General features: G+C 61.3%; 18 protein-coding genes and 1 tRNA gene. 8 read left to right on the plus strand and 11 right to left on the minus strand.

From position 1 onward, the window contains the following. Positions 1-70: 70 nt before the first annotated feature. The 4 genes from LJ738_RS15430 to LJ738_RS15445 form a co-directional block, all read right to left on the minus strand. On the minus strand, positions 71-1,216 hold the full coding sequence (locus LJ738_RS15430; protein ID WP_227787290.1) for a ScyD/ScyE family protein: 1,146 nt from the start codon (positions 1,214-1,216) through the stop codon (positions 71-73). A 449-nt stretch (positions 1,217-1,665) separates the two neighbouring features. Continuing rightward, complete coding sequence (locus LJ738_RS15435; protein WP_227787291.1) at positions 1,666-2,175, minus strand: DUF6992 family protein; 510 nt, start codon at positions 2,173-2,175, stop codon at positions 1,666-1,668. A 34-nt stretch (positions 2,176-2,209) separates the two neighbouring features. Then, a complete protein-coding gene (locus LJ738_RS15440) occupies positions 2,210-2,923 on the minus strand; it encodes an outer membrane beta-barrel protein (RefSeq protein WP_227787292.1) in 714 nt (237 codons plus the stop codon). Between the two features lie 223 nt (positions 2,924-3,146). Further along, on the minus strand, positions 3,147-3,827 hold the full coding sequence (locus LJ738_RS15445; protein ID WP_227787293.1) for a porin family protein: 681 nt from the start codon (positions 3,825-3,827) through the stop codon (positions 3,147-3,149). 193 nt (positions 3,828-4,020) lie between these two features. On the opposite strand from LJ738_RS15445, the gene LJ738_RS15450 reads away from it, so the two are divergent. Next, positions 4,021-4,095, plus strand: a tRNA-Val gene (locus tag LJ738_RS15450). Between the two features lie 527 nt (positions 4,096-4,622). Then, entirely contained in the window at positions 4,623-5,015 is a 393-nt protein-coding gene (locus tag LJ738_RS15455) for a hypothetical protein (protein WP_227787294.1), read from the plus strand. A gap of 505 nt (positions 5,016-5,520) precedes the next feature. Here the strand turns inward: LJ738_RS15455 and LJ738_RS15460 are convergent. Beyond that, entirely contained in the window at positions 5,521-6,852 is a 1,332-nt protein-coding gene (locus LJ738_RS15460; protein WP_227787295.1) for a S41 family peptidase, read from the minus strand. A 587-nt stretch (positions 6,853-7,439) separates the two neighbouring features. Here LJ738_RS15460 and LJ738_RS15465 point away from each other — a divergent pair. From LJ738_RS15465 to LJ738_RS15475, 3 genes are all read left to right on the plus strand, one after another. After that, positions 7,440-7,907, plus strand: a complete 468-nt coding sequence (locus tag LJ738_RS15465; RefSeq protein WP_227787296.1) for a hypothetical protein — start codon at positions 7,440-7,442, stop codon at positions 7,905-7,907. A gap of 81 nt (positions 7,908-7,988) precedes the next feature. Further along, the gene (locus tag LJ738_RS15470; protein ID WP_227787297.1) at positions 7,989-8,873 is read left to right on the plus strand and encodes a TonB-dependent receptor; all 885 of its coding nucleotides are present in this window, start codon (positions 7,989-7,991) and stop codon (positions 8,871-8,873) included. A 116-nt stretch (positions 8,874-8,989) separates the two neighbouring features. Further along, positions 8,990-9,895 carry a histone deacetylase family protein gene (locus tag LJ738_RS15475; RefSeq protein ID WP_227787298.1) on the plus strand — a complete coding sequence of 302 codons (906 nt, stop codon included), beginning with the start codon at positions 8,990-8,992 and terminating at the stop codon, positions 9,893-9,895. Between the two features lie 229 nt (positions 9,896-10,124). On the opposite strand, the gene LJ738_RS15480 is transcribed toward LJ738_RS15475, so the two are convergent. The 3 genes from LJ738_RS15480 to LJ738_RS15490 all read right to left on the minus strand — a co-directional run bounded on the left by LJ738_RS15480 (position 10,125) and on the right by LJ738_RS15490 (position 13,561). Continuing rightward, a complete protein-coding gene (locus LJ738_RS15480; protein ID WP_227787299.1) occupies positions 10,125-10,829 on the minus strand; it encodes a methyltransferase domain-containing protein in 705 nt (234 codons plus the stop codon). A 12-nt stretch (positions 10,830-10,841) separates the two neighbouring features. Then, entirely contained in the window at positions 10,842-12,008 is a 1,167-nt protein-coding gene (locus LJ738_RS15485) for a type III polyketide synthase (RefSeq protein WP_227787300.1), read from the minus strand. Positions 12,009-12,442: 434 nt separating this feature from the next. Next, positions 12,443-13,561, minus strand: coding sequence for an NAD(P)/FAD-dependent oxidoreductase (locus tag LJ738_RS15490; RefSeq protein WP_227787301.1), 1,119 nt, complete (start codon positions 13,559-13,561; stop codon positions 12,443-12,445). 173 nt (positions 13,562-13,734) lie between these two features. On the opposite strand from LJ738_RS15490, the gene LJ738_RS15495 reads away from it, so the two are divergent. Continuing rightward, positions 13,735-14,121 carry a T9SS type A sorting domain-containing protein gene (locus tag LJ738_RS15495; RefSeq protein ID WP_227787302.1) on the plus strand — a complete coding sequence of 129 codons (387 nt, stop codon included), beginning with the start codon at positions 13,735-13,737 and terminating at the stop codon, positions 14,119-14,121. 277 nt (positions 14,122-14,398) lie between these two features. Here LJ738_RS15495 and LJ738_RS15500 read toward each other — a convergent pair whose 3' ends face one another. The 3 genes from LJ738_RS15500 to LJ738_RS15510 all read right to left on the minus strand — a co-directional run bounded on the left by LJ738_RS15500 (position 14,399) and on the right by LJ738_RS15510 (position 19,826). Beyond that, complete coding sequence (locus tag LJ738_RS15500; RefSeq protein WP_227787303.1) at positions 14,399-15,505, minus strand: flavin-containing monooxygenase; 1,107 nt, start codon at positions 15,503-15,505, stop codon at positions 14,399-14,401. An 8-nt stretch (positions 15,506-15,513) separates the two neighbouring features. Further along, positions 15,514-18,390 carry a PAS domain S-box protein gene (locus tag LJ738_RS15505; protein ID WP_227787304.1) on the minus strand — a complete coding sequence of 959 codons (2,877 nt, stop codon included), beginning with the start codon at positions 18,388-18,390 and terminating at the stop codon, positions 15,514-15,516. Between the two features lie 77 nt (positions 18,391-18,467). Further along, a complete protein-coding gene (locus LJ738_RS15510) occupies positions 18,468-19,826 on the minus strand; it encodes a sigma-54-dependent transcriptional regulator (RefSeq protein WP_227787305.1) in 1,359 nt (452 codons plus the stop codon). 368 nt (positions 19,827-20,194) lie between these two features. Between LJ738_RS15510 and LJ738_RS15515 the strand changes: the two genes are divergently transcribed. Further along, the gene (locus tag LJ738_RS15515; protein ID WP_227787306.1) at positions 20,195-22,432 is read left to right on the plus strand and encodes a T9SS type A sorting domain-containing protein; all 2,238 of its coding nucleotides are present in this window, start codon (positions 20,195-20,197) and stop codon (positions 22,430-22,432) included. Positions 22,433-22,747: 315 nt separating this feature from the next. After that, positions 22,748-23,632 carry a DNA/RNA non-specific endonuclease gene (locus tag LJ738_RS15520; protein WP_227787307.1) on the plus strand — a complete coding sequence of 295 codons (885 nt, stop codon included), beginning with the start codon at positions 22,748-22,750 and terminating at the stop codon, positions 23,630-23,632. The last annotated feature ends 25 nt before the right edge of the window (positions 23,633-23,657 follow it).

Raw genomic sequence — 23,657 nt, forward strand, 5'->3', positions numbered from 1 at the left:
TGACAGCAAAAAGCCCCGTCCTGAGCCAGGACGGGGCTTTTTTGTGTGGCGGCAAAATTGAGCTGAAATCTTAATTCAACACCACTTTCAACACCTGGCCACCGCCGTTGGCCGCCGGCCCAAATCCGATGTTCGACACGTAGAGGTTGCCATCCGGGCCCATGGTCATGCCCGTGGGCACTGAAAGCCCGGTGGCAATGATGGTTTTTTGGCCCGATGGCTCAACCCGGACAATCCGGCCCAGCCCCGGGGTAGGGAAGGGGGCACCCACCGTGTTTTCCAGCACGTACATCCGGTTGCGGCTATCGAAAACAATGCCCAGGATGGTGGTAAAGCCGGTTTCCGAGACCTTGACCTGCCCACTGGGCGTGATTTTGTAGATGTTGGAGCTCCCCTCGACAATTGGAAACGTATTGAGGTTGCCCACATAGAAATTGCCGTGCTCGGCCAACGCTGTGGGCACGATATGGCCCTGCGTGGCCGAAATATCTGCCACCCGGGTAATGACGCCATCGGTGGTGATTTTTATGAGTTCGCCGTGGTTGGGCTCAACGACATACAAGTCGCCCCGCAGGCTGAGGAGGCTATACGGCGTGCCGTCCGGCTCAAAATCGTCTTCCTCTGGGTGCAGCACGGGGTGGGTCATCAGGTACTCGCTGATGTTGGCCACCATCGTAACGGAGCCGTCCGCGTTGATGCGTACCAGGGCATTGGGCATTGAGGGGACACCGTGGGAGCAGCCGCCACCCGCCAGCAACGCATACAGCGTACTGCCGACAAAAGCGATGTCGGCTACGCCTTCCACGTTCCCGCCTGTTAGTTCATTGCCCTTGCTCGTGGGCAGCTGGTCGGTGACGGTGGTGCGCACGCCGGCCGAATTGATTCTGGAAATGCGGCCTCCTGTGGGGCTGCCCATGTACGGGCCCACGGGGGGTGGCACCTGCAAGCAGTTGTCGAGCGTGGACAGGTGCGTGCCACCAGGCCCGCCTTCGGCCACATACAGGTTGCCGTCGGGGCCGAACTCCAACCCGCGGGGGTTTTGTAAGCCCGTAGCAAATACGCTAACCGTGGCGGTAGTGGGTGTATTGGGATTTTTGGCCGCGTCTTGCGTGATTGAGGATTGCGGGGTAACCTCTGGGGTGGAGTCTTTGGCACAGCCGGCCAGGAATAGGGCGAGGCCGAGCGCGCCGTACTGTAAGGAGGTAACTGCTTTCATAAGCTTCGGGAGGTTATAATTTTAAATTGAACTATATGAAGTGCTTGAATAAAATCGCCTGCCACGAGCAGAAGGGCAAGGCTTCGCCCATCACCAAGCCTTTGGAGCCAGCGGGCGCATCGGTTAAGTGTGGGGCAAAGTCCTGCTTCTCCTTAATTTTATTGAGGGAGCGTGGAGGTAAACGCCTCGCGAAAAGGTTTGCGAGGCAGCATAGCCTCGTAATATGAGGCATTGGCACAACCGCCCGGTAGCTGGGCGGTGCGTAGGGTCAGAAGCAGCGGCCCCGGTACCTAGGATGAGGCTGCAAACGCTTTTAGTCAATTAAGTTAAATAAAAAAGTCTATAAGTACAAAGAATGATAGGATAATAAAAAATATTTTCCAGCTATAAAATATAAATACTCGAGCTTTTGGCTACAGCAAAACGCGGCCGTGCAGGAGCCGCCAACTCTACCCCAGCAGCGGCACCCAGCTCTTGCCGTGCCCGTGCAGCAGGCTCCACATGGCCACATCGAACACCAGCAAAAAGCCGCCCTGCACCCACAGCGAACGGCCAAAGCCGAGCAGCCGCACGGGCTTGGGCTGGGCGGGTAGGCCCGCCAGCGCCCGCAGAAAGAAGCCGGTCATCACGTAGGCCACATCCAGGCCGGCGTTGAGCAAAAACACATTTTCGTTGGCCAGCTGCGCCTGCACCAGGTCGCCGAGCCGCAGGCCGGCCGGGGCGGTGAAATGCAGGTGCAGCACGCCCCAGCATGCCAGGCCCGCGTTTATCATGCCCCAGCCCACGTTCATGCCGTGGAACGGGTAGGACTCGTAGCGGCGGTCGGCGCGTGACACGAAGTACCCGCTCACGGTTAGGTTGAGCAAGGCCCAGGCTGCCAGCACCGCCAGGCCCCAGCCCACTAGCTGCTCGCTGGCCAGGTACAGGCGGTTTATTTCATCGGAAGCAAGTGGGGCCATGTCGGGAAGCTAGCAGCGCACAACGCACGCCCACCTACCGGCGGATGCCGATGCCGAGGTACACCTGGAAGGTCTGGTTGTGGATGTTGTTGTCGGTGATGCCGTTGGCGAAGAGGGCCGTGTTGTTGTACTTCACCACGGTGCCGTCTTTGTAAATCTTGCCCAGTCCCAGGTCGTAGCGCACGCCCAGGCGGGCGGGCCCCAGGCGGGCCTCCACCCCGCCGATGGCGCCGTAGTCGACGCTGTTGTAGCCATTGGCCTTGAGGGACAGGTCTTCGCTGCCGCTCTTCACCTTGGTGAGCAGCGACACCTGCGGGCCCAGGTGGAAGCTGATGGTTTCGGTGATGTTGCCAACGAAGAGGATGGGCAGCTCCAGGTAGTCGAGGCGGTTGTCGCGGGCGGCGACGGTAGTGGTGGTGCCGCCGGTGGTCACGGTGGCTTGGTCGGTATGGAAGCCCTTGCGGATGTAGAGCAGCTCCACCTGCAGCGAGGCAAAGTTGCTGAAGCCCATCTGGCCGTACACCCCAGCGTTGAAGGCGCTAAGCGAGTTGCTATTGGGGAAGATGCCCGAGCCGCTGCCGTTCAGGTCCGACACGTTGTAGCCGCCCTTGATGCCGAAGCCGGTATTGCGCGACTCGTAGCCGGTGCCGGCATCGCCGTAGTCTTTCGAAGAGAGGGCGCCGCCCTGGGCATATGCTGCCGGGGCCGAACCAGCGGTCAGCAGCAGGAGCAGTAAAGTTGTTTTCATGGCTGATTATCGGTGAGTTAATGGTAGTAGACCAATGCCCTTCGCCACATTTGTAATTGAGCTGGGACTTGGTTTTAATACCCACCCAAGCCGCAGAAGGTTTAGGCGCAGCTGTTCGCAATAAGCCGCGCCCCGCCCAGCCCAACCCTGCCGCGAAAGCAAAAAAGGAGACCCATTGGGTCTCCTTTTAGGGATGCGGAATTGTGGAGGAAGGGAAGGGTTATTATTGCGTGAAACCGATGCCGAGGTAAACCTGGAACAGGTTGTTGTAGATTTTGGCGTTACCGAAGCGGTTTGCAATCAGGCCGGTGGTGCTGGGGCCGTCTTCAAAGACTTTGCCCAGGCTCAGGTTGTAGCGAGCACCGAGGCGGGCCGGGCCGATGCGGGCTTCGAGACCGGCTACTCCACCGTAATCGAGGGAGTTGAAGCCGTTGGCGGAAATGTCGATGGGCGTATCGCCCTGCTTCAGGTTGGTGAGCAGCGACACCTGCGGGCCCACGTGGAAGCTGATGGTTTCGGTCACGTTGCCCACGTACATAATGGGCAGCGAGATGTAGTCCATGTTGAAGGTCTGCTGAGCGCCGCTGGCGCCGGTGTTGGCCGTGAAGCCCTGGCGCGAATACAGCAGCTCCGCCTGTACCGACGAAAACTCGTTGAAGCCGAACTGGCCGTATACGCCTGCGTGGAAATCGCTGTGCGAGTCGCGGCTGATGCCCTTAATGTCGTCGCCGCGCAGCTTGTTATAGTTGTAGCCCCCTTTAATACCGAAGCCCGTGTTGCGTGATTCGGTAACGCCGCCGCCGGTGTAGTCTTTAGAAGAAAGGCTGCCGCCCGGCCGAGCCTGGGCAAATGCCGCCGTAGAAGAGCCCACCGCGAGCAATAAAAACAGAAGAGTCTTTTTCATGGGTGAAAGAAGGTGAGGAAAATGAGGTCGCTAGTGAGGAAGATTACTATTCCCCTGTGCCCCTATACTTTTCCGGCAATAGAAAGTTGCCCGACACGGCAGTAAGGGTCAAAAAAAGTGGCAGCCGCCCGTGCACCGAACACGGCAGGGCATTACCTTTGGAGCGGCTCCGCAGGAAGGCGTGGCCACATACGGGGTGTTAGCTCAGTTGGTTTAGAGCGCCACCCTGACACGGTGGAGGTCGTTGGTTCGAGCCCAATACGCCTCACGAAAAAGCCCTCTCCTTGCTGCAAGGAGAGGGCTTTTTTATTGAGTTGCCCCGGTTTGGCTCCAGGTCTGCATTGGTGAGCATCGTTTAAGGTGGAATGTGTTGTCGATAAAAATCACCGATTCCGAGAACGATTTTACTCGTTAGGTCTCACGCCCAGCAATTGGTGCCGAAGCGTGTCCGCCGTGAAGTTCCGGCCCTGGCATCTACACTGAATCTGGTGACCGTGCCGCCCGGCTGGACCATGAGCTTGAGCTAACCCCATCGGCCGTACTCGCATGAGCACTCCCCCCGCGAAGAAGGAGCACGGCCCGTGGGCTGATTTCGAACAATGACCGGTACGGCTGCAAACAAAAGCCCCGCCCCCTCAAGCGGAATGCGGAGCTTTTGCCGTGGCAATACCAAATACGGGGTGCATAATTATGACATTTTGAATATTAAATATTGATTCATGCCTGACTTATTATTCATTTTTCGTAATATTATCCCGCTCTCATTTTTCACTCACCTCTAAAAAACAACGTCGTATGACCCCTTCCGTTACTCTCGAAAATAAAGTATGGAGCCCCTCAAAAAAACTAGTAGCGGTGAGCATCCTTGTTTTAATCGCCATCGGGGCTTTTATTCAACGAGCGGCGCCTAACTCACCTATTGGCGGTAGTCTTTCTTCGGGCCTATCCGCAGTAGTGCCTACTGCTAGCTCCAAGGCTGAAGCAGCTGCTTTTGCATCGCTGAAAACGGGCATGAGCTATCAGCAGGCCGTTGCCATTCTCGGAAGCAAGGGGCAAGAAATTGTCTCCGATGAAATATCAGGCGTAAAAACGGTGCTCTACGAATGGAAAGACGAAAAATCGTGGGCAAACAAAAACGCCGTGTTTCAAAATGACCGGCTCATAAGCAAGAAACAGTTTGACCTGTAGTGTCACGCCATAAGCGTGAGGATAAAGAAACGAAAGCCCCGCGCCCTCGACTGAGGAACGCGGGGCTTTTGCATCGTAGGGACGCTTCATGCTTTGACCTGGCCTCGTAAGGGAAGGAGGTGCCCATGGACTTCGCCAGCCCCTCAAGCGCACCCCACGCTTTCATAAATGCACTCCCGTTGATGCCTCAGTAGCTGCATGGCTACTGACCTGAACCACCCTTTTCTTGAATGAACAGTAGTCTCGCTTCTGAGACCTAAATGGTCATTGGGGCTCTCGTTACAACAGGGCAAAAAAATTACGCTATGCCTTCTTGGGCAACTTTTGCAGGCTCTGGTTTCGGTAGCACTGCTACCGGGCGCGAAAGGGATACTTGCTCAGACGGACGGAAAACGAGGGGCCGCCAATACGTAACAGACGCCGGCCATTCGTTCGCGAAGGGTGCATCCACTTGGCTGCTATCCAGCGGAATGGCCTGACCAGGAAGCTTATTAGCCTGGGGCAGTTAGTTTGGCCCTTTTCTCCGCTCTTCGAATATATTCCCATCACTCACGTAGAGCTTGATGAGTGAACAAGCCCCCTTGGTGTCTTTGACGAATTCGACGTGGGCATTATCGTCCAGCACAAATCGGTTGTGGGCAATGTGCTTTAACTCAGATACCAAATTGCCAGCCTCCGCATTCTTACAAAAAAGCTTCTTGTTGGCGAGGTAAATGGTCAGCGGGCCGTACGTGCCGGTATACGGCTGCAGGACGCTCACCGGCAGGACGGGGCCCGGTAGCAGCGGGAGCAACTCGTCCAGGAGATAGTTTAGTTGGCGCTTTTCCTGTTCGCTTGGCGCGGTTTGCCGTTGCGCTTCCAACGCGAGCTTCCGCGCTGTGTACAGCGCGTTGCTGGCCTTGGTTTTTACATCCGGCACCACGCCGGTTCCTTCCCAGTCCGTGTGCGTTACCGGGTTCAAAGACCGGGCAAACGGGATAGAAACAACGAACCCTTGCCCCACCGACACGGGCTTGGTCGGGTGGGCGCCTCCCCCGGTTATTTCGCCCACCACGAGGGCGCGGTTGGCCTTCTGCATCGCGTACGCAAAGTCTTCGGCCCCGGAAAAGGTGCCGTGGCTGGTCAAAATATAGACAGGCATCGACAGCGTGAGGTGGTGGGCCTTGGCCGGGTCGGCGTAAAACACCGTCGTGTCGTTGGTCGACCGGTTAACCAAGTCGTTCATGTGCGTTCTTTCCTTGAAAAAGTAGCTCTCGAGTAAACTCACCATTTCCGGGCTGCCGCCCATGTTGTCGCGCAAATCAATGATGAGGGCACTGGTGTGGGCTAAAAACTGCAGGGCCGCGCTGATGGTCGGCTGGGCACCGGTCAGGTCGGGCACAAAGCCCGTAAAGGGCAAGTAGCCGAGGTTGCCGGGCAACACCTCCACTTTCTTGAAGAGGTAGTTGTTCGCCTTCCAGTACTGTTGGGCTTGCGCGGTTTCTTCGGCGGTTGGCTGCGGACTCACCCGGCTGTTTTGGGCCAACGCCGGATTGTACTCGATGAACAGATGCGGGTCGCGGTGCACCGTTTGTAGGTCGGCTTGCACTTGCTTGGCGAGTAGCTTGGGGGTCGTGGCCAGGGCGACATAGGCCTGCTTCGTTGCCGGGGACTGAACATACGCCGCCATGCGTTGAGCATCCGCCGGAAAGACGTAGTGCTGGGTCAGGCGCAGGGCCACCGAATCGAGCAACTGGGGGATGTTAACCGGCGATGGGGTGGGGCTTTGCGCCCAACTAAAAGTGGGCACCGCGCAGGTCAACAGCAGAAGCAGGGCAAACAGATGGGGACGCAGCATGGCGGGATAGGCGAAAAAATGGGCCGCGTTCCGCGCAGCAACGGCTACGAAAAGTTTCGTAGGTGCAATCATACGAAATATTTCGTAGTAATGATATAGTTGAGCCGGCTGGCTGAAACCACAGCCGAACCGTTTACAGCTTTTGAATGAAGGCGTCCCCTGCAAAGGGGATAAAGGGCGAACTCTCTACCCCGCGGCATTCGCCGTTCAGCACGGCTGAGGAGGCGCGGAAGGCCGCATTGCTATAACAGTTGGGCTGCCCAAAAGCGGCTTTGAGTGAACCGTTGCCATTGGCGCTTATCAGCTTGGAAATGGTGCTCTACTGTCCAGGTTGGGTTTAAGAAACTCGTTTACCATTCAAAGTTCACGAAACCCGGATTGGGGTTGAGTTTCGTGAACTGTTTCCGAATACCTTTCTACGGTCCCTTTGCCATCTTAATGGAGCACACAGCCGCCGCAAAGCAGGTGCCCTCGGATAAGCAAAACGGGTGTTTCACCAGAAGCATGCCTTGCGCCCTGTCATCATGTTGGCATCATCTTCGCACTATAGCTTGCCGCCACAATAACCCCAAACTCATTTGCTTTCTATGAAAAACCTCGTGCTCGCGGCTACCGCTGCCCTTTTATCGTTTGCCGCCGCGGCCCAAACCGGCGCCCCCGCCGTGGCCGGCCAGACGCCTGCCGATGGCCGTACCTACGGCCAGGCCGTGGCCACCGCCGCCCGCGCCAAGAACGATAAGTACAGCAAAGCCCCCAAGCCGGCGAAGCTCGCCAAGCCCGAGAAAATGGCCAAGCCCCTCACTGAGGAGCAGAAAGCCGCTTACAAAACCCAGCAGGAAGCGCGCAAAGCCGCTTATAAGGCCCAGACCCAGCAGCAGAAAGACGCCTACAAGGCTCAGGAAACCGCTCGCAAGGAAACCTACAAAGCCCAGCACGAGGCTGCCAAAGACGCCGACAAAGTAGAGAAGCACGAGCGCAGCGCCCGGGGCGAACACGCCCACAGCGACCACGGCATGGGCCATGCCAAAGCGCCCAAAGAGCATAAAATGAAATAAGCTGCTCCTGCTTGCCATCTTTGCCAGCCGCTGCCTTTCCGGTAGCGGCTGGTTTGCTTTTCGCCATTCCCTATTACCATTATGCTCCTTTTTCTAGCGCGGCTAGCCTTGGCCAGTGCCTTTTGCCTCGCCGGCTCGGCTGCGTGGGCCCAGAGTAAGCCCCACGCACAGGCCAGCAGCACGCACCCCGCCACCGCCCCGCCGGTGCAAGACCAGGACCAAGCCACGGGCTCGCTAAGTGCCGCCCTCGGCTATGGCAACAACTCCGCCTTCTTCGGCCGCACCCAGGCCACTACCTACCCATACTTCACCCAGGAACTCACCTACACCAGCCCGTACAGCGTGTGGGGCTCGGTCTACAACTATGACCTGCTCAACACCGATTCCCACTTCGACGAAACCGACTTCTCGGTGGGCTACGACCGGGACCTGACCAAGAAGGTAGACCTGTCGTTGAGCTACTCGCATTTCCTGTTTGCCCCCAATAGCCCCCTGGTCAAGTCGGCCGTCAACAATTCCCTCGACGCGGCCCTGGGCTATGATTGGGGCTACGTCTACACCCGCCTCAACGGCTCCTACCTTTTCGGCCCCAACGACCACGATACCTTCCTGGTGCTCGACAATTCCCGCGCCTTCGACCTGGACGGCATATTTACTGCCAAGGATTACATCACCATCACGCCCAAGTTGAGCCTCACCGCGGGCACGCAGGCCTTCAGCGCGACCAGCGCCGAGCAGCAGATTCTGCGGGGCAACAAAAAGCCCAAAACAAAGACTGGCCCTGCCACTACCGATGCTTCCCGCTTCACCCTGCTCAGCTACGGCCTGCGCCTGCCCGTGGCTTACACCCTGGGCAAGGTCTCGGCCGAAGTGGCCTACCGCTACCTGCAGCCCGTGAACGTATTGCCCGAAGACGATTCTTCTGGACGGTCTTACTTCACCGCCACACTCACCGTCACCCTGTAGCCAGGGGGCGCCATTGGCCCGGGCGTGGTGGGCGAACAGTACCCGCGCGGCTTGTCTTGGTAGTGCCGAACCCCGGCCCGCAGCAGACCAGTAGGCGGCTCAACTGTTAGTAGAAAATGCTTCCCATTGCTTTTGCGCCCAACTACGCCCACCCGCTGCCCGCCGGCCACCGCTTTCCGATGCTGAAATACGAGCTGCTGCCCGAGCAATTGCTTCGGGAAGGCACCGCGTCGCCAGCCGACTTTTTTGTGGCCACCCCGCCCTCGACGGCGGATGTTTTACTGGTGCACGATGCCGACTACTATGAGCGGCTGCGCCTGGGCCAGCTCACGCGGCAGGAAGAGCGCGCCACGGGGTTTCCGTGGTCGGCGGCGCTGTTTGAGCGCGAAGTCACCATCCTGGGCGGCACCATTGAGGCGGCGCGGCTGGCGCTGAAACACGGTGTAGCGTTCAACATTGCGGGCGGCACCCACCACGCGTTTCGGGCGCGGGGCGAAGGCTTTTGCTTGCTCAACGACCAGGCCGCGGCGGCCGCCTGGTTGCTGGCGCACGAGCCAACCGTTAATAAGGTACTTATCGTGGACCTCGATGTGCACCAGGGCAATGGCACGGCTGCTATTTTCCAGCACGAGCCCCGGGTGTTTACCTTTTCCTTGCACGGTACCCGCAACTACCCGGCCCGCAAAGAAGCATCAGACCTGGACCTGCCGCTGCCCGATGGCACCGACGACGCGCAGTACCTGCAGCTGCTGGCCAGCACGCTGCCCCGCCTACTCGACGAAGTTCAGCCCAATTTCGTGTTTTACCTGGCCGGCGTCGACGTACTGGCTACCGACAAATTGGGCCACCTGGCGCTCACCCGCGAGGGCTGCCGGCGGCGCGACGAGCTGGTGCTCAGCCTCTGCCATCGCCATCAGCTGCCGGTAGTGGTGTGCATGGGCGGCGGCTATTCCGAGCGCATTGCCGACATCGTGGAAGCCCACGCCAACACTTTCCGAGCAGCCGCCGGGCTGTGGGGCTAAAACCAGACGATAGAATAAAACTCCCCTCCTTACCTAAGGAGGGGACGCTGGCGCTTCGCGCCAGCTGGGGTGGTTGTGGGCGTTGAACCGAAGGTCGGCGGAGCCAACGACTCGCGTTAGAATCGTTCGGGCATCGTTCAAAGGCTCAACCACCCCCGTCCGAGCCTGCGGCTCGAACATCCCCTCCTTTCTAAGGAGGGGAGTTGATTGGTCTGCCTGTGCTTTCAGCTCAACCCAAAATAATCACCTGCCAGCGGAAGGCCCAGCGCCAGCGCAGCTCATACCGCTCAATTCCAGCCCGTGCCAACAGCGCCACCCAGTCGTGCCGCCGAAAGGCACGGGCTACTGACAGCGGCGCGTCGTGCTGCACCAGGTACGAGCCGCCCAGCAGCATTGTGAGCCACTTAATGCTGTGGTAGGCCAGCCAATGCCGGTGCAGGTCATTGATGACGACGGCCACTTGCGCCTGCCGCTTCCATTGCCGCAGCAGCGTCACCAGCTCCTCATCGGTGAAATGGTGGCAAAACAAGCTGCAGGTGAGGATATCGTAAGGCTGCGCCTGAAACTCGGGCGAGAAAATGTCGCGCTGCTGGTAGTGGATTTCGGGGTAGTCCTGGCTTTTGGCCGCGGCGTACTCCAGCATGAACTGGTTGGCATCGATGCCGGTCAGCTCCACGGGAATGTGGTTTTTGCGCGCCCAGCGGGCCACTTGGCGCAGGGTGTCGCCGCCGCCGCTGCCCAAGTCGGCCAGGCGCAGGGCCCGGCCGCTGGCAAACCGGCTTTTTAGCCGCGTCAGGGCGTTGAGCACCGGCTCGTAGCCGCCCAGCCAGGTGTTGATGGTTTCCAGCTCGTCGAGGTTCTGGCGCAGGGCATCGGTGGCCAGCGTCAGGTCGTCCATCAGCTCGGGGCCGGAAGCGCGGGCGGTGAAGTCCAAGGCGAAAAAGGGCTAAGCCGTGACCGCCGATTCTTTGGTCTTGCCGGCCACGACGGTGGGCACGGACTGGTGCACCACTTCGAGCAGCATGGCCTCCATAGTGAGGCCGGGCCCAAAGGCAAAGCTGAGCACTGGCGCCCCGTGGTCGGCGGGGGAGGCGTGGGCCAGCACGTCGCGCAGTACAAACAGCACCGTGGCCGACGACATGTTGCCGTAGTCGCGCAGCACGCGGTAGGCGTGGCGGTTGTCGTCGCGCGTCAGGCCCAGCTCAACTTCGATGGTTTCGAGAATCTTGCGTCCGCCGGGGTGGATGGCGAAGTGCCGAATGTCGGCCAGCTGCACGGGCAGGCTCTCCAGCAGCCCATCAGTGAGGTGCCGGATGCCGCGCTGAATCAACTTGGGCACGTAGCTGGACAAGGTCATCTCAAACCCGAAGTCGTTGATGTGCCAGGCCATGTCGTCGTGGCCGTCGGGTTCCAGGCCGCAGTGGAAGGCCTGCAGCGCCAGGCTGGGGGCGCCGTTGGGCAAGGGCTCGGCCTGCACCAGGCACGCCGCCGCGCCATCGCCAAACAGCGCGTTGCTGATGAGGTGGTCTTCCTCGGGGCTTTTCTGGAAATGCAGGGTGCACAGCTCCACGCTCACTATGAGTACGCGGGCGCTGGCATCGGCCAGGCAAAAGGCATCGGCCAGCTTCACGGCGTTCACCGCGGCGTAGCACCCCATAAAATTCACGCAGGTGCGGCGCACATCGGGCCGCAAGCCCAGGGCCTGCACCAGCTCAATATCCAGCCCCGGCGCGTACATGCCCGTGCAGCTCACCGTGACGAGGTGGGTGATGCTACCCGGCGCGATGTCGGGCACCTGGCGCAGGCAGTCGCGCACGGCCTCCGTGGCCAGGGGCAGGGCCTCGCGGCTGTACACGGCCATGCGCTGGCCCACGCTCGGAAACGGCTCCAGCGTGGGCGTGTTGGGGAAGAAGGTGTAATCACCATTAGCCCGTCCGTAGTCGGGCAATACCGAGTAGCGGTGCTCGATGCCCGACACCCGATACAGCGCCCGCAGCTTGCGCGCGTCGTTTTCGCCAAACCCCAGCGCCTGCGCCATAAAATTGGCAATTTCGGGCTGGGCGATGCGGTGAATGGGGTTAGCAGTGCCGATGGCACCTAAATAACTCGGCATTCGGGAATGATTACGGATTTGAAACGAAGCTCGGGAAACAAGTATCTCAGCTAATGAATGTACGGATACCCACCCATTCACACCTTCACTTACGGTACAACAAACAGTTTTGCGCTTTGCTTGGATAAAATAATGGCAATAACATTCTGGCGTTGGGGCGGGGTAGGGGTTTATTTCGACTGGTTAAAAGGCCATCACGCTGAAAAAAACCGCCATGCCGAGCGCAGCAAACAGAAGGTTGGCGTAGCCAAGCATCTCGCGTGGGGCTGTAATCCATCCCGTTTTCCAATCTTCTGTCATGCAGAGCGCAGCGAAGCATCTTATCACCGCAGAACGACCCAGGCGTGAGAAGATGCTTCCTTCGTCAGCATGACAAAAGGCGCGGCCTCTATTCATAAAGAGCTGGATTCATTCAGCCCAATTCATTAGCTCAATTAAAACTCCTGGCCGTGCGTGCGGCGCATCAGCGCCTGCACCGCGCCGGGCCAGTGCCGCAGGCCCCCCACCACCAGCTCGCTCAGTACCGGCCCGCCAAATAGCCGCTGCACTGCCCGGCCCACCCGCAGGCGGGTCCCGAACTGAGCACGCCAAGCGCGGGAGTAAGCGGCTTCCATAGCTGCCCGGGTAGTGGTGGCGCTCAGAAAATCGTGCGCGGCCGCGGCCGCCAAGGCCGCGCCGTGCAGCGCCATAGCCATGCCATTGCCGCACAGCGGCGTGATGAGGCCGGCCGCATCGCCGCACATCAGCACGTGCTGCTCCACGGGCAGCTTGGGCGCAAAGGAAATTTCGTTGATGACCTCCGGCTGCGGGTACAGCACTTCGGCCGAAGCCAGAATCTCGCGCAGGTGCGGGTTTTGGGCCAGAACGGCTTGCTCCATGGCCGGAATGGTGCCGTGGCGCTTGAGGTTCTGGCGGGTGGTGAGGTAGCAGAAGCACAGCTTGTCGTCCTCAATGGCCGAGATGCCCGCGTAGCCATCGGCGAAGTTGTGCAGCGCAATCAGGTCGCGCGGAAAGCCGGGCAGGCGTAAGTGATATTTCACGCCGAGGTAGGGCGAGCGCTGCGTGAAAAACGCCCGCTGCAGCTGCCGGTCGAGGTTGGTGCGCTTGCCGTAGGTGCCCAGCACTACGCGGGCGGTTAGCTCGCGGCCATCGGCCAGGGTCACGCGGTGCTGGTCAGCGGCGGGGTCGTAGGCTACGTCTGTCACCGTGTTCTTCAGGTAAAAAGTGACGCCCTGGGCCACGGCCAGCTGGTACAGAAAGTCATCGAGCAGGTAGCGGCTCACACCAAAGCCGCCCAAGTCGAGCGGCGCCGTGAGGCAGCGCCCGCCCGGCGACGACAGCAGAAACGTATTGATGGCCGCCGGGGCCAGCGCGGCCGGGTCGGCGTGCAGCCGGCGCAGGTACGGCAGCACCTCGTTGCTCACGTATTCGCCGCACACTTTGTGAAAGGGATACTGCTTGCGCTCGACCACCGCCACGCGGTGCCCGCGGCCGGCCAAGTCCAAGGCTGCAGCCAAGCCAGCCAGCCCACCGCCAATCATCAAAATATCCACTTATTCGGCGTAAAAAATTAAAACAATTTCAAGCAAAATAGCGTAATTAATCGAGGTTTTTGTATATTGCACTAGGCGTGGTGGACAGACTGTTGTACCTTTGCCAACTAAAATTAACGCTTGACGTTAAGCCCTTACACCCTCTCTCTTTTCTACCGGCCTTAATTAGTACTATGATGCAACGCTTACTTTTACCACTGTTATTATTTATCTGTCTTAGCCTCAGTTTCGGGCCGCTGTTCAATACGCTTCCGGCGGCCGCCGCAACTCCTACCGAGCGCCCCGGCCAGCAGCCCAAGCCCGGCGACGACAAGACCCTGCTGGTGTATCCAAACCCCAGCACCGGCATCGTGCACTTAACCATCAATAACTTGCAGGGCAAGAAAGTGGAGCTGAGCATTCTGAACGTTATCGGGTCGGTAATGTACCGGGAAACGCTCACCGAAATGAACGACCGCTACACCAAGATGCTCGACCTGAGCAAGTTTGCCAACGGCCTCTACTACGTGCGGCTCGAAGCCGACAACACCAGCCAGATGTGCAAGCTGGTAATTCGGTAATCTCCCGATTTGCTTATCGCAATGACCCAACAAAAAAAGCAGCTTTCGGGCTGCTTTTTTTATGGACAAAACGGCGAAAACTACTTCACGCGAACGGGAACGGGCGCAAGCAGTTTTTTCAGATTCGAAGCCGTATTGAGCGCGAGGAAAGCGGTGGCCACTAAAAGGCCAATCATGAAGATAAACATAGTTCTAAAGAAATTTCGGGTGAATAACAAGCGGCTCCTGCCAAGGACCTGCTTCTGATGTATTCAACCTGCAAAAGCCAGGCCGGGTTTCAACAAGATTTGGGCATTCTGAGCAGCGCGGCCACCACGCGCCGGGCATCGGCCCCGGCGCCGTTGAGCAGGGCCGAGCGGCGGCTGTCGAGCCAGTTCAGCCCCAGAAAGGCCACTCCGGGCGCTTCCGTCAGGCCCCGGTGGTGCCGGGGGCTGCCGTCGGGCTCCAGCACGGGCAAATCCAGCCACGCATAGTCGGGCCGGTAGCCGGTGGCCCACACCACGGCGTCGAGCGGCGGCGTGACCGCCCGGCGCCCCTGAATGCCGCCCGACGGCAGCGCCGCCTCGGCCCGGCCAATGAAGTGGGCATTGGCAAACCCACGCAGCCTGGCCAGGTCGCCACTGACCACCGGCTCGGGGCTGCGGAACATCTTGCTGCCCAACGCTGTGTGGCGGGACACGCCCAGCAGCCGCGTCAGCATCAGGAAGGCCCACATAAAGTGGTTGTTGGGCATGGCGGGCGTTTGCTCGTCGAAAGCTACGAACACGGGCCGGCCGGTGGCGGCTACGCCGGCCGCGATTTGCAGGGCCGAGTTGCCGCTGCCCACCACGGCCACCGGGCCGGTGCCGGGCAGCTGGGCGGGGCGTTGGTAGTCGCGGCTGGGCAGTTGGGCCACGCTGGCCGGCAGTTGCGGGGCCCAGGCGGGAATGTTGGGCGTGGTGTAGGGGCCCGTGGCTATTATCACTCGCTGGGCCGCGTAGGTGCGGCCCGCTTCGGTGTGCACCAAGTAGCCCACGCCGTCCGGCGCGGCGGCCACGCGGGTAACGCGCCGGTTGGGCTCGAGCGGGAAGCGGAAGTGCGCGGCGTAGTCGCGCAGGTAGGCGGCGGTTTCGTCGCGGGTGGGGTAGTGCAGCGGACTGCCGGGCCAGGGCCGGCCCGGTAGCCCACTCACCCAGGCCGGCGAAAACAGCCGCAGCGAATCGTAGCGGGCACTCCAGGCGGCGCCGGCCTGCGGGGCCGCGTCCAGCACCCGGAAATCGACCTGGTGCTGCTGCAGGTAATACGCGGCCGCCAGCCCCACCTGGCCCGCCCCAATCACCACCGTGTTGGTGCGAATGAGCGCCGGCGTGGGCGGGGAAAGCGGGTCAGGCTGGTGCGGGGTCACGGCGGGGGCTACTCGGGGAATTCGTTGCGCAGGTCGGCCATCACCTGCTCGGTGGTGGCGCGCACCTGGGCCACTTGCCGGGCGGCGTGGTCGGGTTCCGGAGCGTCGTCGCCGTAGGCTTCGATTTCGCGGATGAGGTGGCGCAGGCTCTCGACCTGCAGGCCGTCGAGCGAGCTTTTGAGGTGATGGGCGGCGTCGCCCACGGCTTCCCAGTCGGCGCGCGTCAGGGCTTCGTCGAGGGCAGTGAGGATGGCGGGCGTGGTTTGAATAAAGGCCCAGGCGAGGCGCCGGACCACAGCTTCGTCTTCGCGCACCAGCTGGCGCACGTTGCTCAAGTCGTAAAGAGGATTTGCAGAAGGCATCAGGTCGGAAGTAGAGGCGGGGAGGGCGGGTTGGGTGCGGTGCTGATGCTGGGCCAGCACGGTTTGTATGGTGTCGAGGAGTTGTTCTTCGCGATAGGGTTTGGCAAGGTAGCCATTGAAACCAGCAGTTTGCAGGCGTTCGGCTTCGCCCGCTTGGGCCCGGGCAGTCAGGGCAATGATGGGCGTAGCGGCCCGGCTTGGGTTGGGGTGCTGGCGCAGGGCCCGGGCGGCGGTCTCGCCGTCCATGCCCGGCATTTGGATGTCCATGAGCACTAAGTCGAACGGGCGGTGCTCGAACAGCTGGATGGCGGCCGGGCCGCTGGCGGCCGTGGTCACTTGCCAGCCCCAGTTGCGCAGGACGGTTTCGGCCAGCAGGCTGTTCACCAAGTTGTCTTCGACCAGCAGAATGCGCCCGGTGACCGGCGGCGCGGCACTGCCGGCGGGGCTTTCGGGGGCGCGGGCCGGAGCCGGGGGCACGGGCGGGAAAGCCAGGCAGAAGGCAAACGTGCTGCCCTGTCCTACCTCGCTGCTCACACGCAGCTCGCCGCCCATCAGCCGCACGAGGCCTTCCGAAATGCTCAGGCCCAGCCCCGAGCCGCCGTATTCGCGGTCGGTGCTGGCAGCAGCCTGCGTGAAGGGCTCAAATATTTTGTCCAGGGTTTCGGGCGCAATGCCCACGCCGGTATCGCTCACCGTGAACTGCAGCCACACGGTGCCCTCAGGTTCGGTGTGCTGCCGCGGCGGGGGCAGGGGCCGGCAGCGCAGCCGGACCGAACCAGTCTCGGTGAACTTGATGGCATTGCTGACCAAATTGAGCAACACCTGCCGGAGCCGGTACGCGTCGCCGAGCACCAGGGGCAGGGCGGCGGGTTTTTCCACGCGCAGGCGCAGCCCTTTTTCGCGGGCCCGGGGCCGGAGCAGGGCGGCGCAGCCCGTGAGCAGCTCCTCGGGGCAGAAGGGGTTGGTTTCGGGGCGTAGCTTGCCGGCTCCCAGGCGGGCGGTGGTCAGCACGTCGTTGAGCACCGTGAGCAGGTGCTCGGCCGACTCGCCCAGCAGGCGCAGGTAGTCGTGCTGGCTGGGGCTGAGGTTGGTTTTGGCCAGCACCCCCGTCAGCCCCAGGATGCCGTGCAGGGGCGTGCGGATTTCGTGGCTCATGTTGGCCAGAAAGTCCTGCTTGGCTTGGGCGTCGACTTCGGCGGCAGCAATGGCTTCTTCCAAGGCCTGTTGGGTAAGCTTTAGCTCCGTGATGTTGCTGTCGATGCCTAGGACCTGCGCCGTGCCGTCGGAGCGGGTAAACAGCCGTTTGACGCTGCTGAACCACGCCATCTGGCCATCGGGGTAGGTGTAGGATTCCTGCAGGGTCAGGTCCTGGCCGGTGGCCAGCACTTCCTGGTCCTGGGTACGGTAGCGGTCGGTTTCGGCGGTGGCAATGGCGGGTGCGTTGTCTTCGCCGTAGTGCACCAGCTCATCGGGCGTCAGACCGAACAGAGCGGCCATGGCCACGTTGGCCAGCAGGTAGTTGCCTTGGCCGTCTTTCAGGTAAATGGGGTGGGGCAGGGCGTCGATAACCTGTCGGAACAGGCGGTGCTGCTCGGCGATGTGGGCCGTGGCCGCGCGGCTGCGCTGGTCCATGGCCCGGCGTTCGGTCACGTCTTCGGCCACGCCGATGAGGCTCGTGACCTGGCCGTCGGCATCGCGCGCAAAGGGCGTGTGGGCACTGCGCAGCCAGCGCATGGAGCCGGAGCGGTGCTGCACGCAAAATTCCAAAGTCAGGGTTTCCCCTTCGGGCAGGCGGGCCACGGCGGCGAAGTGGGCTTGCAGCTGCGCCCGCTCATCGTCCGGCATGAGGGTGGGCAGAAGGGAGCCATTGGGGAAGGCCAGGAGCTCCTCGCTGGTGTAGCCCAGCAGCTGCTCAATGCGGCGGTTGGCGTAGGTGTTGCACTGCTGTGCCAGGTCGTAGATGTAGATGAGGTTGGGCACCAGGTCCACTACTTGGCGCAGCAGGTGGCGGTTCTGGCGCAGCTCTTCCACGGCGGCGCGGTGGCGGGTCACGTCTTCGGCGCTGCCCATCAGCTCAAGCACTTTGCCAGCGGGCCCCACCACGCTGGCCCGCAGCCGGATGCGCAGCCACCGCCAGCTGCCGTCGCGGTGGTGCAGGCGGCAGTCCCAGCTCAGGGGCCGGTCTTCGGTGAGCAGGGCGTTGATGTCGCTGCGGTCAAATTGAGCCAGGGATTCGGCGTGCAGCATTTTGGTGCCCAAGGCCGTGCCCATCTCGAGCAGCTCCTGGCTGCTGTAGCCCAGCACCGTGTGGCAATGCCGGTTGCAGTGCATCAGCCGCTGGTGCTGCACGTCGTAGCTGAACAGGATGAGCGGCACCTTATCGGCCAGGCCCTGGCCAAAGAGCGGCACGCTGGCGCTGTCGGGCCGGGCGGGCGCGGGGGGACCTGTTGGTTGGGCTGTGCGCCGCACGGCGGGTACGGCCGTCCGGCGGGGTTGGCGGGATAAACGGGGGCGGCGCATCATGGCGGGAAGCAGAACGGTAGGGGGCAGACGAAAGGCAAGCTACTACCGTTGTGGTTTTGAGTTGCAGCCGCAACTGGTTACCCCAAGGTCAGCTCCCGCTGCTGAAGCATGCGGTAGATGGTAGACTTGCCGATGCGCAGCCGGGCGGCCACGGCCAGCACGTCGCCACCCATCTCATCGAGGCACGCTTGCACGATGGCCGTGGTTTGCTCGCGCAGCGAGAGTTGGCTGCCGGGGCCTACCGCGGCCGGCCCCGCGCGCAGGGGCAGGTCGGCGGCCTGAATCTGCTCGCCATCGGCCAGCACGGCGGCCAGCTCCACCACGGCCTTTAGCTCGCGCACATTGCCGGGGAAAGGATGCTCCAGTAGCCGGGTGCGGGCGCTGTCGGTGAGCTGCCGCGGCGGCAGGTTGTTGAGGGCGCAAAACTCGCCGATGAAGGCCTGGGCCAGCAGCAGAATGTCATGGCCGCGCTGGCGCAGGGGTGGCAGCACAATGGGCAGGCCCAGCAGGCGGTAGTACAGGTCTTCGCGGAAGCGGCCGGCTTGCACTTCGGCCAGCAGGTCGCAGTGGGTCGCCACTATTAGGCGCACGTCGAAGGCCACCGTTTGGCTGCCGCCCACGCGGGTGACTTCGCGCTCCTGCAGCACGCGCAGCAGCTTGGCCTGCAGGCTGGGCTCGAGGTCGGCTATTTCGTCCAGAAACAGGGTGCCGCCGTGGGCTTCTTCCAGCCGGCCCACGCGCCGCGCCACTGCTCCGGTAAAGGCACCTTTCTCGTGCCCAAACAGCTCGCTTTCCACCAGCTCGCGCGGGATGGCGGCCATGTTCACGGCCACAAACGGCTGCCCGGCCCGGCTGGATTGGTAATGAATGGCTTTGGCTACCAGCTCCTTGCCGGTGCCCGTCTCGCCGCTCACGCTTACCGTGATGGTGGTGCGGGCCGCTTTGGCGATGAGCGTTTGCACCAGCTGCACCGAGGCGTGCTCGCCCAGAATGGCTTGGCCGGGGCTGTAGCGGCTGCCGATTTGCTTGCGCAGCTGGGTGTTTTCGCGGCGCAGGCGCACCTGCTGCTCCACCTTGCTCACCAGGTTCCAGAGGCGGTCGAGCGTGTTTTCGTCCTTCACCAGGTAGTCGTAGGCGCCCTGGCGCAGCATGCTTACGGCAGTGGCCACGTTTTCCTGGCCCGAAATCACGATGACTTCCGTGTTGGGCAGCCGCTCTTTAATCTGCCGCAGCACCTGCTCGCCTTTGGCATCGGGCAAGGAATAATCGAGGGTGATAAAATCCGGCTGCTGGCCCAGCTGCTCCAGGCAAGCGCGGGCGGTGGTAAAGCGCTGCACGCTGTTGTTGGGGTTTTGGCCCAGGCGGTGCAGCAGCAGCTCCCCGTACCATTGGTTGTCTTCGACTACGAAAATTTTGAAGGGTAGAAAGGATGCCATAGCCGATATGCTCAAGTAAAGGCCCACCCGGACCAGGAATCATATTGCTACCAATAGTAAGCAGAACCTTGAGACAGTGTCCTTATCGGAAATATTATATCGTAAAAATAACAAGTAATATCTTTGTTGGGCGAAAAAACAGTTACAAAATGAGGTACATACGAAGTGTATACTCGAGCGGATTGAGCTGGATTAAATAGTTTATTCCCGGTTTAGGAACAAAGTCCCAAAGTGGGAATGCTCAGCAGTGGATTGCTAACCGTATCTGTTTGATTCTGAGTTGTCGGAACAAGGTGGCTTGGCATGGCCGCGGAATTGCAGGAAATGGCGCGGCACCGTGCCAACTCCTGAAATATTTTTTATCCGCCATGCAAGTCTTTACGCTACCTCCACTCGCACGCACCCAGTTCCGGGCCTGGCTGATTACGGCCCTTATCGTCTTGACCGGCACCAGCGCCGCCCGCGCCGGGGCCATTTATTCGAACGACGGGCAGGCCAGTACTTCCAATACTTATAGTGTCGTGAAGGTGGGACCGGTAGTAGTTTCCGAAAACGGCATCGAACACCCCGAGCGCGCTGCCGATGCCAACCTCACCAACTTTGCCACAATAAACACCGGCCTCGGCATACTCGCTTTCACGAAGCTGCAGCTTGGGCTGAATGCCGGCAGCCCGGGCGGCAGGGCCGGCGACCGCGCGGGCGTGCTGGTGGGCAACGTGGCCACCAACGACAACTTGGTCAATTTCAATGGGCTCGGCGTTATCCGGCTGCGCACCTACAAGGCCGGGGCCTTGCAGGAAACCCAGGTAGTGTCGGCCGCCGTGGCCCGCGACATCCTGCTGAGCGGCGACCGGCCCACCCAACTCGAATTCATCGCCGCCAAGGCCTTTGACCGCATCGACCTGGAAGTAGGCGGCGTGGTGGGGGTGTCCTACAAGCTGAAGGTGTACTATGCCTACGCCGTGCCTTCGCTGATGCAGCAACAGGCGCGCGGGTTGATTTCGCGGTTCTCGGGGGCCGGCAGCGCCCTGGCTCCCTACTACGGCACGGGCACGGGTGGAGTCGGCGTGCTGAGTGCCTGCGTAGGGGCGGGCATTTACAACCCTGAAAATGCGGTGGATAATGACCTGAGCAATTATGCGACCTTCAACAGCCTGGCTACGGTTTCCTGTCCTTCGGCCCTGACCGTGAAACTGGAAGGTGCCCGGCCGGCGCCGGCCGGCTACTACGCCGGGTTTGTGATTGGCAGCGATGGCGTGCTCGATGCCAGCGTGTTGTCGGGCCTGCGCGTGACGACTTATCTCAACGGGGTGGCGCAGGAGTCGTACACCGGCGCGGGCGTGCTGGAACTCCGCGTGCTGCCCGATGGCAAAACGCAGGTGAGCTTCCCCACGGACTTCCCGTTTGATGCTGTAAAGATTGAGCGGGTGGGGCTGCTGACGGTGCTCGACAACCTGGAAATCTACTACGGCTTTGGCGTGGAGCCCAAGGCGTTTGAGGGCACAACGGAAGTTCTCTCCGACTTCACCCCCAACCAAACGGCGGGGCATTACGAAGTGAAAAGCAATTCGGTCGTGTGCCTTACCAGCTGCGGCGTCTTGAATCCCGCCGGCGCGGCCGACAATGACCCCAACACCCAAGCCGTTATCACCGTCCCAACCTCGGTGCTATCCAATGTGGAGCTGAAGCTGGACCTCAACGGTACCGGTACCAACGTGGGGCAGGCCGGCAACCGCGCCGGCATGGTGATTGGCGACGGCATTAATCTGCTCGATGTGACGCTGCTGGACCGCATTACCCTCACTACCTACGACGCCGCCGGCAAGGTGCTGGAAAGCGCCTCGGGCCGGTCCCTGCTCTCGCTGAACCTGCTGCCCGATGGCCGCCAGGAGCTGTCGTTTCTCACCACCCAGAACTTTGCTTCGGTGCAGCTCAGCGTGGCCGGGGGCGTGTCGGCCCTGGTTAATATCCCCATCAGCTATGCCTTTGCCGACGACCGCAGCGGTGGCTTGCCCTCGCTCATCGTCCCGCTGCCCGTTGAGCTAACTGCCTTCAGCGGCCGGTGGGCCAACGGGGCCGCTGAGCTAAATTGGGCTACTGCGTCGGAAAAGAACAGCAGCCATTTTGTGGTGGAGCGCTCCACCGGCCGCGAGGCAGCTTTCCAGGCCGTGGGCCAGGTAAAATCGGCAGGCAACAGCACCAGCCTCAAGCGCTACCAGCTGCGCGATGCCGAAGCCGCCGCCCAGGGCGTGGCCATTCTGTACTACCGCCTGCGGCAGGTGGATTTGGATGGCCAGCAGGTGTATTCGCCGGTCGTGTCGGTGGTGGTAGGTGCGCGCACGGCAGCAGCCCCCGGGCTAGAGGTATACCCCAACCCCGCCGCCGATGCCAACGCGGTGACGGTGCAATGCCCCAATTTGCCGGCGACTGGCGGCCTGGTGCAAGTCTACTCGCAGCTGGGCCAAGTCGTGAGCCAGCAGCAAGTCACGGAAGGGGCGGCTAGCCTCGCACTGCCGGGGCTGGCGCCCGGCCTCTACCACGTGGTGCTGCGCAGCGCGGCCGGCCAAACGCTGGCCACGCAGCGGCTGGTGGTAGTGGGCCAGTAGGTGGGCATTGCCGGCTAAGGCCGGTCTTGCCAGAATTTATAGAGAAGGGCCCCGCTGGCATTGCCGGCGGGGCCCTTCTGCTGTGGGACTATGGCCAGTGGGATGCGCAGGTCCGGACAAGCATACCCCTTAAAACAGCCAGTAAGTAGGTAGCGGCGAAGGCTAAAATTGGAAGAGTAAAAAACACATAATGTTATTAGAATATTAATTGGCGGCTGGGAAGTATAAACGTAACATTGCTCTAACAGTGAAGCAATTCCAGCGGAGGACTTTTGCGCTTACTGTCCACCTTCACCATTTTCTCTTTCTCATTACATGAAGCTAACTTTTACTCGCCTCGGTAGCCTCGCGCTGCTCGCGGCCCTAGCCACTTCTTGCTCCAAAGAAGAGCTGACTACTCCCGCTAACCCCACCGCCGCGGTGGTAAGCCAAGACGCTACTCGCGACAACAACCTGGCCATGGGCAACCCCAGCGGGGCCGTGACGGATGCCACCAACTACCCGAACAACTACCTGATGACCAAAACCCAGTACACCATGTCGTACAGCCGCGACAAGGGTAAGCCCAACTGGGTGAGCTGGCACCTGAGCAGCGCCTGGCTGGGCAGCACCCCGCGCCAGGACAACTTCGCCGCCGACAATACCCTGCCCAGCACCTGGTACCACGTGGGCAGCACCAGCTACAGCGGCTCGGGCTTTGACCGCGGCCACATCTGCCCCTCGGCCGACCGCACCGGCTCCGTGGCCGACAACTCGGCCACCTTCCTCATGACCAACATGATGCCGCAGGCCCCCACCAACAACCAGCAAACCTGGGCGGGCCTCGAAAACTACGCGCGCACCCTGGTGGGCCAGGGCTATGAGTGCTACATCATTGCCGGCAGCTACGGCACCGGTGGCACCGGCTCGGCGGGCTACGCCACCACCATCAACAGCGGCCACATCACCGTGCCCAGCAACTGCTGGAAAGTGCTGGTGGTGCTGCCCGAAGGCAGCTCCGACGCCAGCCGCGTGACCACGAGCACCCGCGTCATCGCCGTGAACATGCCCAACACCAACTCCATTGGCACGGCCTGGGGCGCATACCGCACTACGGTGGACGCCATTGAGTCGGCCACCGGCTACGACATCCTGTCGGCCGTGTCGAGCACGGTGCAGGCCACCATCGAGTCGAAAGTAGACACCGGCCCCACGAGCTGATTAGTGCCGCGTTAGCGGCGGACTG

This window comes from Hymenobacter plasmatis, assembly GCF_020711255.1.
Lineage (GTDB): Bacteria > Bacteroidota > Bacteroidia > Cytophagales > Hymenobacteraceae > Hymenobacter.

What these genes read in the sequence shown, in the direction of transcription:
- LJ738_RS15430 (WP_227787290.1), bottom strand. Translation starts at nt 1,216, where the DNA reads ATGAAAGCAGTTACCTCCTTACAGTACGGCGCGCTCGGCCTCGCCCTA.
- LJ738_RS15435 (WP_227787291.1), bottom strand. Translation starts at nt 2,175, where the DNA reads ATGGCCCCACTTGCTTCCGATGAAATAAACCGCCTGTACCTGGCCAGC.
- LJ738_RS15440 (WP_227787292.1), bottom strand. Translation starts at nt 2,923, where the DNA reads ATGAAAACAACTTTACTGCTCCTGCTGCTGACCGCTGGTTCGGCCCCG.
- LJ738_RS15445 (WP_227787293.1), bottom strand. Translation starts at nt 3,827, where the DNA reads ATGAAAAAGACTCTTCTGTTTTTATTGCTCGCGGTGGGCTCTTCTACG.
- LJ738_RS15455 (WP_227787294.1), top strand. Translation starts at nt 4,623, where the DNA reads ATGACCCCTTCCGTTACTCTCGAAAATAAAGTATGGAGCCCCTCAAAA.
- LJ738_RS15460 (WP_227787295.1), bottom strand. Translation starts at nt 6,852, where the DNA reads ATGCTGCGTCCCCATCTGTTTGCCCTGCTTCTGCTGTTGACCTGCGCG.
- LJ738_RS15465 (WP_227787296.1), top strand. Translation starts at nt 7,440, where the DNA reads ATGAAAAACCTCGTGCTCGCGGCTACCGCTGCCCTTTTATCGTTTGCC.
- LJ738_RS15470 (WP_227787297.1), top strand. Translation starts at nt 7,989, where the DNA reads ATGCTCCTTTTTCTAGCGCGGCTAGCCTTGGCCAGTGCCTTTTGCCTC.
- LJ738_RS15475 (WP_227787298.1), top strand. Translation starts at nt 8,990, where the DNA reads ATGCTTCCCATTGCTTTTGCGCCCAACTACGCCCACCCGCTGCCCGCC.
- LJ738_RS15485 (WP_227787300.1), bottom strand. Translation starts at nt 12,008, where the DNA reads ATGCCGAGTTATTTAGGTGCCATCGGCACTGCTAACCCCATTCACCGC.
- LJ738_RS15495 (WP_227787302.1), top strand. Translation starts at nt 13,735, where the DNA reads ATGATGCAACGCTTACTTTTACCACTGTTATTATTTATCTGTCTTAGC.
- LJ738_RS15505 (WP_227787304.1), bottom strand. Translation starts at nt 18,390, where the DNA reads ATGATGCGCCGCCCCCGTTTATCCCGCCAACCCCGCCGGACGGCCGTA.
- LJ738_RS15510 (WP_227787305.1), bottom strand. Translation starts at nt 19,826, where the DNA reads ATGGCATCCTTTCTACCCTTCAAAATTTTCGTAGTCGAAGACAACCAA.
- LJ738_RS15515 (WP_227787306.1), top strand. Translation starts at nt 20,195, where the DNA reads ATGCAAGTCTTTACGCTACCTCCACTCGCACGCACCCAGTTCCGGGCC.
- LJ738_RS15520 (WP_227787307.1), top strand. Translation starts at nt 22,748, where the DNA reads ATGAAGCTAACTTTTACTCGCCTCGGTAGCCTCGCGCTGCTCGCGGCC.